This is a genomic window from Nitrococcus sp. (genome assembly GCF_059432795.1).
Genome location: NZ_JBXWZQ010000198.1, coordinates 1 through 8,397 on the forward strand (window position 1 = coordinate 1; position 8,397 = coordinate 8,397).

At 62.2% G+C, this 8,397-nt stretch carries 8 protein-coding genes and 1 tRNA gene; 2 read left to right on the plus strand and 7 right to left on the minus strand.

Features of this window, described 5'->3' with window-relative positions; translation table 11 throughout:
* The first annotated feature begins 215 nt into the window (after positions 1–215).
* Both AC52Q4_RS13630 and AC52Q4_RS13635 read left to right on the plus strand, forming a co-directional pair.
* The gene (locus AC52Q4_RS13630) at positions 216–1,469 is read left to right on the plus strand and encodes a hypothetical protein (RefSeq protein ID WP_495537344.1); all 1,254 of its coding nucleotides are present in this window, start codon (positions 216–218) and stop codon (positions 1,467–1,469) included.
* 28 nt (positions 1,470–1,497) lie between these two features.
* Complete coding sequence (locus AC52Q4_RS13635; protein ID WP_495537345.1) at positions 1,498–2,487, plus strand: phage integrase; 990 nt, start codon at positions 1,498–1,500, stop codon at positions 2,485–2,487.
* Between the two features lie 16 nt (positions 2,488–2,503).
* Here AC52Q4_RS13635 and AC52Q4_RS13640 read toward each other — a convergent pair whose 3' ends face one another.
* From AC52Q4_RS13640 to AC52Q4_RS13670, 7 genes are all read right to left on the minus strand, one after another.
* Complete coding sequence (locus AC52Q4_RS13640) at positions 2,504–3,076, minus strand: hypothetical protein (RefSeq protein ID WP_495537346.1); 573 nt, start codon at positions 3,074–3,076, stop codon at positions 2,504–2,506.
* A gap of 98 nt (positions 3,077–3,174) precedes the next feature.
* Entirely contained in the window at positions 3,175–4,257 is a 1,083-nt protein-coding gene (locus AC52Q4_RS13645) for a type I restriction enzyme HsdR N-terminal domain-containing protein (RefSeq protein ID WP_495537347.1), read from the minus strand.
* 343 nt (positions 4,258–4,600) lie between these two features.
* A tRNA-Phe gene (locus AC52Q4_RS13650) sits at positions 4,601–4,676 on the minus strand.
* Between the two features lie 45 nt (positions 4,677–4,721).
* Positions 4,722–5,747, minus strand: a complete 1,026-nt coding sequence (locus AC52Q4_RS13655; protein ID WP_495537348.1) for an MBL fold metallo-hydrolase — start codon at positions 5,745–5,747, stop codon at positions 4,722–4,724.
* Between the two features lie 21 nt (positions 5,748–5,768).
* Positions 5,769–6,035, minus strand: coding sequence for an oxidative damage protection protein (locus AC52Q4_RS13660; protein WP_495537349.1), 267 nt, complete (start codon positions 6,033–6,035; stop codon positions 5,769–5,771).
* A complete protein-coding gene (gene mutY / locus AC52Q4_RS13665) occupies positions 6,032–7,123 on the minus strand; it encodes an A/G-specific adenine glycosylase (protein WP_495537350.1) in 1,092 nt (363 codons plus the stop codon). Before mutY ends, AC52Q4_RS13660 begins: the two co-directional genes overlap by 4 nt.
* Positions 7,123–8,397: AsmA family protein (locus tag AC52Q4_RS13670; protein ID WP_495537351.1), on the minus strand; the 1,275-nt coding region annotated here is incomplete at its 5' end. The genes AC52Q4_RS13670 and mutY, both read right to left, overlap by 1 nt.

Genomic DNA, 8,397 nt, shown 5'->3' on the forward strand with positions numbered 1-8,397 from the left:
GCTACGGCGTGCGCGATACAGGCCCTACGGCGTGGGAACTCACCAAGCAGCTCGCGTTCCCGTTCGGTCTCGCCGGCGCCGGCGGCGACGGCAAGCGTAGCGTCAGCGGAGCGCGCCGCCCCCAGGCGCCGCCCGCCTAGACGTCCCTGTACCACGACTTAGAGAACCCGGCGCACCCGAACGCGAGCCCACACTAAACCACAGGAATCCTCGAAATGAACAAAAAGACCCATGATCGCTGCAGCCTCGCCTCGCTTCTGGAAGGACAAAACGACGCTCGAGGACGGATTTTTCTAACGCCCGAGCGCCCGATGGACTTATCGAAGGTCCGGATCCTGCACAGCGGGGTGGACACCGTGCGCCAGCTCTATAAGGGAATACCCAACGAGCATCTGTTGGCGGAAATCTCCGGCCATTACTTGAAGGGCTTCCAGTCCATCATGACCTTCCTCGGGCGCGTGTGGGTCGTGGGCTCGGGCGGCAAGAGCGGTTACCGGTATCGCCTTCAGAACAACGAGTACGGGCTGATTATCCTTCTCGGCAGCCGCTACGCGGATCTCACCAAGGAAGGCGCGCATCTTAAAATCGAGTGCTCGCCGACGTTCCTAAAGGACGTCTCGCCCGCATCGGTGCAGGAAACGCTCGATGAGATCGCCGCCGTGCTGCTGCACGGACCGGAGCCGACCGGGGTGGCGCTGCATCTGGCCATCGACGTGCAGGGCTGGCAGCCGCCCAAGGACTTCGAGCAGCGGCTGACCACGCGCAGCAAGCGCCGGATGGATCATATCGGGCTCGACCGCCTGGAAGTCGCCGGCGGCGAGACCATCCAGCGCTATGGGCAGAACGAGAGCTATCTCTTCGGGCTGCCGACCTCGGTGCAGTTCTCGCTCTACCGCAAGGATCTGGAAGCGCTCAAGCGGGACAAGCTCGACTGGTGGGAAAGTATCTGGCGCCAGTGCGGCGACGAGCTCTGCGAGCCGTATTACGATCCGGCCAAGGCCGTGTGGCGCCTCGAATGGCGCTTGCACCACAACACCATCGCGCAGATACAGCGGGAAAAGGGCGAGCGGTTCACCACCTACGCCGATGTCGCCCCGGTGCTCACCAACATCCTGCGCTACGGCATGGACCTTTTCCGGTTGGACCACAGCGGAACGTACGTTGATCCGTTCTGGCAGCTCCTCTCCGAAGACGTCCAGGTGCTTGGTGAGTGCGATACGTTCGTGGTGCGTCGCGTCTACAAGACACCCGCACGCGGCAACGAGCGCAACCTCGCCATGGCGTTCGGGAATCTGATCAGCCTTTATGCCCGCTACGGCTACAACGCCCGCACGGTGATCAAGCACCTCAAGGGCTCGGGGCTTTGGAAGGAGCTGTGTCTTTACTGGGGCCTTCGAGGCCGGGATCCGCAAGCGGTGGTGGCCAAGGCGCTCGCGCTGCGGCGGTATGTGGGGAAGGCGGCGGCTTAACAGATATCCGCATACTGCCTGAGCACGCATGGCCATCAAAAAGACGAAGAACGGCTGGCAGGTCGATATCTGGACCGACGGCCGGGGGTCGCGGCGGGTGCGCAAGACCTTTGCGTCGAAATCCGAGGCATTGCGTTTCGAGCGCTGGGTTCGGTCACAGTCCGACCAGCGCGAGCCGTGGGCGCCGGCCAAGAAGGACGCCCGGCGGCTCCTGGAGCTGATCGACGCCTGGCATCGGCTGCACGGGGCGCAACTGCGCGATGGGCTAAGGCGTCGTCGCAAGCTCGAGCGGATCGCCGATCGCTTGGGTAATCCGGTGGCTCGTACAATGCAGCCGAAGGACTTCACGGCATTCCGCTCGGCGCGGCTGGAGGAGGGTGTCAGTCCGAATACCGCTAACCATGAGCATGCCTACCTGAGAAGCCTATTTAACGAGCTGCGAAGGCTAGGCGAGTGGAAGGAGGGCAACCCAGTTGAGGGCGTTCGGCAGATTCGGCTACGGGAACGCGAGCTAGCCTTTCTCACGCACGAGCAGATAGCCGCGTTAATGGAAGCTCTGGAGCAGGGGCGCAACCGGGACACCCTGCGGGTGACGAAGCTGTGTCTTGCGACCGGCGCCCGTTGGTCCGAGGCCGAGACGCTGAGAGTCGAGCCTCTATTTCGCGATCGCGTGACGTTCGTCGAGACCAAGGGCGGACAGGTGCGCTCCGTGCCGATCGCGGCGGAGCTCTACAAGGAGCTGTGCACGCGCCGCCATGGGCGGTTATTTTCCTCCTGCTATGCGGGGTTCCGCCATGCGGTGATCCGTGCGGGCCTTGAGCTGCCGAGAGGCCAAATGGCCCACGTTCTCCGGCATACGTTCGCTAGCCATTTCATGATGAACGGTGGCAACCTGCTCACTCTGCAAAAGATCCTTGGCCATGCCAGTATCCAAATGACCATGCGCTACGCGCACCTGGCGCCGGATTACCTTGAGGAGGCGGTGAGATTCAATCCGTTGGCATCGGTCGAGGTGTGATATGGAAAACACGCTCTCATTCAAAAGCAATAAACCCCTGATATGCGTCCAATGCTCCGCAAAGAAATGTCACGTAGGCTGTTACGCCAAAAAAGATGCAAAAGACATTTAGGGTAAACCCTGTTTTGCGACACCAAGCTCGATCGTCAGCATAGAACCACTGACTCAGGTAGGTGAGGCCCGAAGTAAGGCCCGTTAGAAAAACCCCCAATGTGAATATGAGGAGAGTATTAGCGAATACGGAGAGCTTCGCGGGATTTTCGGTTGTAAGCTTTCCGAGGAAGGCCAGTAGGGCAACAGTGGCACCGCCATTGATTATCAAAGCCGTACGTAGGGCGTTTTGCCCAGCGGTGATGACTGAGCGGAACATTTCAAGATCTGCAGCCTGCTCCGCCTTTCTGTCTTCGACTGATTCTTGAAGCCTGGCTCGATACTGCTCCAAGGTTGCTGCATCAATTTGTTCGCCAGGTGATTCGAGCACTTGGTCCAAATAGAGGATCAGGTCCTTGCTTGGGATAGCCGTGACACCTTCTTTGCGAAGCCGTATGACCTCAGCTCTTAGGCTGCTTGCGAAACGCTTTCCCGACATGGCTTTTACTTATTCTGCATAAAATGAGTAACTCGTGACTGAGCTAACTGAAACGTGATCCTAATTGTGGGGACAGCTTAGGATCTCGTTGAAAATAGCTAGCCATCCGTGTAGTGTCGCAGTGTTGCCCTGAGGCGGTCCGCATATCTGTAAATCTGGTTGAGTGACTCGATGGCCTCGCGGGATTCGGCCCTATCGTCGGAATCGAACAAGCCGATGTACCAAGTGCTCGTGTTAAGGTGTAATCGGCAAATCGGCTTCCGGTTATTGTCGTCAAGCAGAATCCCGAAGTAGCTCTTTACGTCACGATAGCTGATACGCCCGGGATCTACGTCTTCTCGAAGAATCGCCTTCACTATGTGATAGCCTTCGATTTCCTCTTGTGTGGTGGTAATGCCATCATTGCTACCGTCTTCTGCTGGGGCGCGATCGTAGGACTCGTCACTTTGAGGCTCGCCTTCAAATCCAGTGCTCGTCATAGCGGACTCAAGGCGAGCAGTTAGCTGGTCGTTGATGAAATCTCGGAAGGCTCGGCGGACGGTGGGGCGAAATTGGTCTTTTATGCTCTGTGTTAAACGCCCCGAATATACGCTGCGGGTAAGGAGTTCCACGAAATCCTCATCAGGCTCCGAGAGCTGAGCGGCCAGTACGCGCTTCATCTCGTTGGTATATTTCAATTCGCCGGCGGTGGCGAGGACGCTCTCTTGATCGAAGTTGGGCTTGGAGATCTTCTTTAGCTCCGCTACCAGGGCATCCTTGGGATTCTCCAGATTGAGCTCGAGGAACGCTTTGTTGTCCATCTTGTTCGGCTCATCGAGGTCCGAGAAGAACCGGTAGATCACTCCATCCGTGAGCACGGCGATGCGCGCCTCGGTTACGGAAAAATAGCGGTAGAGTTGAGAAAGGCCGACCTGATCCAGGTCAGTGCCAACCGGCTTGCACTCCCAGAGCATTACCAAACTGCCGTCCTTGCGCAGCGCATAGTCGACCTTTTCGCCTTTCTTTACGCCATGGTCGGCGCAGAATTCCGGAATCACCTCCTGAGGATTGAACACGTCGTAGCCGAGAGCGTTGATAAAGGGCATCACGAGCGCCGTTTTGGTGGCTTCCTCGGTGGCCAGGTGATCCAGCTGTTTCGGCACACGCTTGCTTAGCTCTAGAATCCGGTCAGCGAAGTCCATGTCCTGCCCCCTATTCTTTCAATTCGCAGTTTGCCAGCAGGATCACTGTAGCCTCTTAGCTTAAAGCGTGCCTGAACCTAGCATTGGCGGTGAATCACGGGCTGTGACGGAGGGCGCACTTCTATGCCGGCGCGGTAGTAACGCCGGCCGGTTAGGTGCAATTTGATGGGTGTTTAACAGCCGTGAACGGGGCGATTTCCTAGCGGAGGCGACACGCAAACTATTTTGTCGCCGCGTCGCAAATTACGGGTCGCGTTACAAGACGCGGTGTACTCGGCGTGGACACTTGGTGGACACAGAAACGCCCGACGATGTGCCGATAGGGGGTAAGTTATTGATTTGATGGTGGCCAGGGACAGAATCGAACTGCCGACACGGGGATTTTCAGTCCCCTGCTCTACCGACTGAGCTACCTGGCCATAGGGCGCTTCATTCAACCCGATTCGTATGGGTGCCGTCAAGAACTAGGTTGGGGCGAAGCGGTAGACGCCCTGCGCATCGCGTTCGCGGGAGACCTCGCCGGCGTGCCAGAGCCGATTCAGGTGGGCGATGGACTCGCCTAGAGCGAAGAACAGGGACTGCGTATCGAGCTCGCGGCGGAACAGGATGGGCAACGCCTCGGCGGCGCTGAGCGGGGTCTCGCGGCACGCCGAGCGCAGCCGTTCCAGGCGCATCTCGTGGTGCTGCTCGAGCGCGGCGAGGCGCTCGTGGAGCCCCCGGAAGGGGCTGTTGTGGGAGGGCAGCACCAGCACATCCGGGGGCAGCGTCCGCAGCCTTGCCAGCGTGTCCAGGTACTCGGCGAGCGGATCGCCCTCGGGTTGTTCGGGGCGCACACTGATGTTGCTGGAAATCTCCGGCAGGACTTGATCGCCCGAGATGAGCCAGCCCTCGCTCTTGCAGTACAGGCAGGCCTGCTCTGGCGAGTGACCGCGTCCGATGATGACCTCCCAGCTCCGCTCCCCCATCTGCAGTTGACGGCCGTCGTTCAGGTAGTCGGTCACGGTGGCGACGCCGGAGAGCAGCGGCCGGTAGAAGTTCCCCCGGGCGGCCAGACGGCCGCGGCGCTCGGTTTCCAGGCCGTGGCTCGCAAACAGCTCGTTGATCCGAGCGCATGCCTGCTCATCGGAGGAAGCATGCAGCGTGGCGGCCGCCTCCTGCTCGGCGCGTGGGATGAGCACGTCGGCGCCGAAGCGTTGCTGCAACCAGCTGGCGAGCCCGTAGTGATCGGGGTGGAAATGCGTGATCAGGATGCGCCCGAGCGGCCGGTCACCGAGCAATTGGCCGATGAAGACCTCCCAGGCGGCTCGGCTTGGCGGCAGCGAAACGCCGGTGTCCACCAAGGACCAGGCCGCGCGGTCCGGCAGCAGCCAGACGTTGATGTGGTCGAGGGCGAAGGGCAGGGGCAGCCGCAGCCAATGCAAGCCCTCGGCAAGCGCAAGCGAGCCGCCCACGGCCGGGGGTTCGAACGGGTAGTCGAGCCGGCACTTCATGGCTGGCGCGCCCGGCCCGAATTACTCAGAACGATAATCCGGCGGCGGCTCCGAGCCTTCGCCGAAGAAGAATTTCTCCATCTCCTGCACCAAGAACTGCCGGGCCTTCGGGTCCACCGGGGTGAGGCCGTATTCGTTGATCAGCATGGTCTGGTGATTCATCCACATCTGCCAGGCTTCCTGGGAGATGTTGTCGTAGATGCGCTTGCCGAGCTCACCGGGATAGGGTTGGCGCTCGAGGCCCTCGGCCTCTTTGCCGAGTTTCATGCAATAGACTGTTCGACTCATGCTCGCATTTCCTCCAAGTCTTGCAGCAGCCGCTGTACCGGTGCCGCAAGCCCACAATAATTCGACGAGTGCTCGTTATACCAGAGGTATCCGGGCCTATCCATGATGGCGGGGTCCTCGGCTTGGACTCGGGCCTGTAGTGGATGGATCTCCAGGCGGAAGTGGCTGAAGGTGTGCCGGCGCATCGGCAAGGCCCGCGCGGCGGCGATGTGCAAGCCGAAGCGCTGCCGGCAGAAGGCGGTGTAGTCGATTTCGACATCGCACTCCGGCGGACACCACAGCCCGCCCCAGATGCCGGCGGGCGGGCGGCGCACCAGCAGCACCCGGTCGGCGCGCTGCAGGAGCAGCATGCGGGTCTGGCGGACGGGCTTGACCGTCGCGGGCCTTGATTCGGGGAACTGGCTCTGGCGGGCGAGACGGCGGGCGGTGCAGCCCGGTGCCAGCGGACAGCGCTCGCAGTGCGGCCGGCCGCGCACGCATACCGACGCTCCCAAATCCATCATGCCCTGGTTGAACGCCGCGCTGCGTTGCCGAGGCGTGTGGCGCTCGGCAAGCGCCCAGAGCCGGCGCTCGACGGCAGCGCGACCCGGCCAGCCGGCTATAGCGTGATAGCGGCATAGCACGCGTTTGACGTTGCCGTCGAGAATGGGGTGGCGCTGGCCAAGCGCCAACGAGAGGATGGCGCCGGCGGTGGAGCGGCCAATGCCGGGCAATTCCATGAGGCCATCGATCGTCTCCGGCAGGTGCCCGCCGTGCTCGCTCGCCACGCGCCGCGCGGCCGCATGCAGGTGGCGGGCGCGGGCGTAATAGCCGAGCCCGGTCCAAAGATGCAGCACTTCGTCGAGTTCGGCGCGGCAGAGGGCGCCGAGCGTGGGAAAACGGGTCGTGAATCGCTCGAAGTAGGGGATCACGGTGGCGACCTGGGTCTGCTGTAGCATGATCTCCGAGACCCAGACGCGGTAAGGGGTTGCCGGGTTCTGCCAAGGCAGGTCGCGGCGGCCGTGTGCGGCCTGCCAGGCGATAACCGCCGCGGCGAAGTCGTCGTACTCCGCCACGGTCGTCGCCGTGCTGAGCGTGCTGCCATTCATCAGCGGTTGAAGAGCCGTTGCAGCCCCTCGTTCAGTTTTTCCTCCAGCTTCTTGCGGCCTTTCTCTTCGAGCTCCTGGCGCTTTAGCTCCAGGCGTTTTTCGAACAGGCTCGCGAGGTCCACGCTGAGGTTGGGCTGGCTGAGCTTGCCGGTGAAGTGCAGCGGGATCGGCACCCCGCGCAGCGCCTCCAGATCCTCGCCGCCTTGCCCCTTCAGGCTGCCGACGATTTTGGCCGTAAGGCGATAATCCACGGTTTGCTCGAGCAGGTTTGCGTTGCCGCCGCCCTGGACGCGCAGCAACGGCGTCTTGGCGCTGAAATCGCTGTTGCGCACACTGCCGCCGTCGAGGTGCAGCGTTCCGCCGAGCTCACTGAAATCGGTCTGCAGCGGCGCCTCAGTGGGCGGCGGGGGTTCGCCCTTGAAACGGGCCAACGCCTCTCGGAGCGTCTGTGCGATGTTGATGCCTTTGACCGCGCCGTTGCGGAAGGTAAACCCCGCCAGGCCGTTGAGCGCCTGCAGCCAGTCCTCCGGGGAGTCACCCTGGGTGCTGGCCCGCAGGCTGAGATCGGCGGTGCCGAGCAGCTTCTGGAACGAAGCCGTATCCGTGAGCAGCGGTCCGGCCTGAACCCCGCTCAGCCGTTCGTCGAGCTCGATACGGGGTGCTTTGCCGGTGGCGTCGAGGCGCATATCGCCTCGGTAGGTGCCGCCATAAAGGTTGGCGGTCAGGGGATGCGCTCGCAGACGCCCGTCCCGGGCGCGTATCGTCACGTCGGCATCGCTGACGGTCGCGCCGTTCATCTTGAGCGTTGCGATGTGCATGTGGCCGTTGAGATCGAGCGTGCGCAGCGTCTCGAGCGGCAGTTGCCCGGCGCCGGCGGCTGCCGCCTCGGCCGGGGTGCCGGCGGCTTGGCTGCCGCCCTTGCCTGCCGTCGGTCGATAGCGGTCCGCATTGATGCGATCCACGCTCAGATCGAAGTCGACGGCCGGTCCGCTGGGGTTGCGAAGCTTCGCCTGCCCGGAAAGCGTGGAGTCATCCAGCTGCACGGTAAGCGGTTCGATGGCAAGCACGCCGTCGTGGTAGCGCAGCTGCGTCTTCGCCGAGGCCCGCTTGAGCACATCGGGATCACGGGTATCCGGCGCCTCCAGACCGAGCCGGTGCAACACGTCCCTGGGATTGAGCTCCGGGATCTCGAGCACGCCGCTTGCCGTTAGGTCATCGCCGGCGGGCTGCGCCGCGAACTCTCCCGTGATCTGCACCCCGGCGCCGTCCAGGCG

Coding starts and splice junctions, on each gene's coding strand:
- AC52Q4_RS13645 (WP_495537347.1), bottom strand. CDS start 4,257: ATGGACTTCGCTGACCGGATTCTAGAGCTAAGCAAGCGTGTGCCGAAA.
- AC52Q4_RS13655 (WP_495537348.1), bottom strand. CDS start 5,747: ATGAAGTGCCGGCTCGACTACCCGTTCGAACCCCCGGCCGTGGGCGGC.
- AC52Q4_RS13635 (WP_495537345.1), top strand. CDS start 1,498: ATGGCCATCAAAAAGACGAAGAACGGCTGGCAGGTCGATATCTGGACC.
- AC52Q4_RS13660 (WP_495537349.1), bottom strand. CDS start 6,035: ATGAGTCGAACAGTCTATTGCATGAAACTCGGCAAAGAGGCCGAGGGC.
- mutY (WP_495537350.1), bottom strand. CDS start 7,123: ATGAATGGCAGCACGCTCAGCACGGCGACGACCGTGGCGGAGTACGAC.
- AC52Q4_RS13630 (WP_495537344.1), top strand. CDS start 216: ATGAACAAAAAGACCCATGATCGCTGCAGCCTCGCCTCGCTTCTGGAA.
- AC52Q4_RS13640 (WP_495537346.1), bottom strand. CDS start 3,076: ATGTCGGGAAAGCGTTTCGCAAGCAGCCTAAGAGCTGAGGTCATACGG.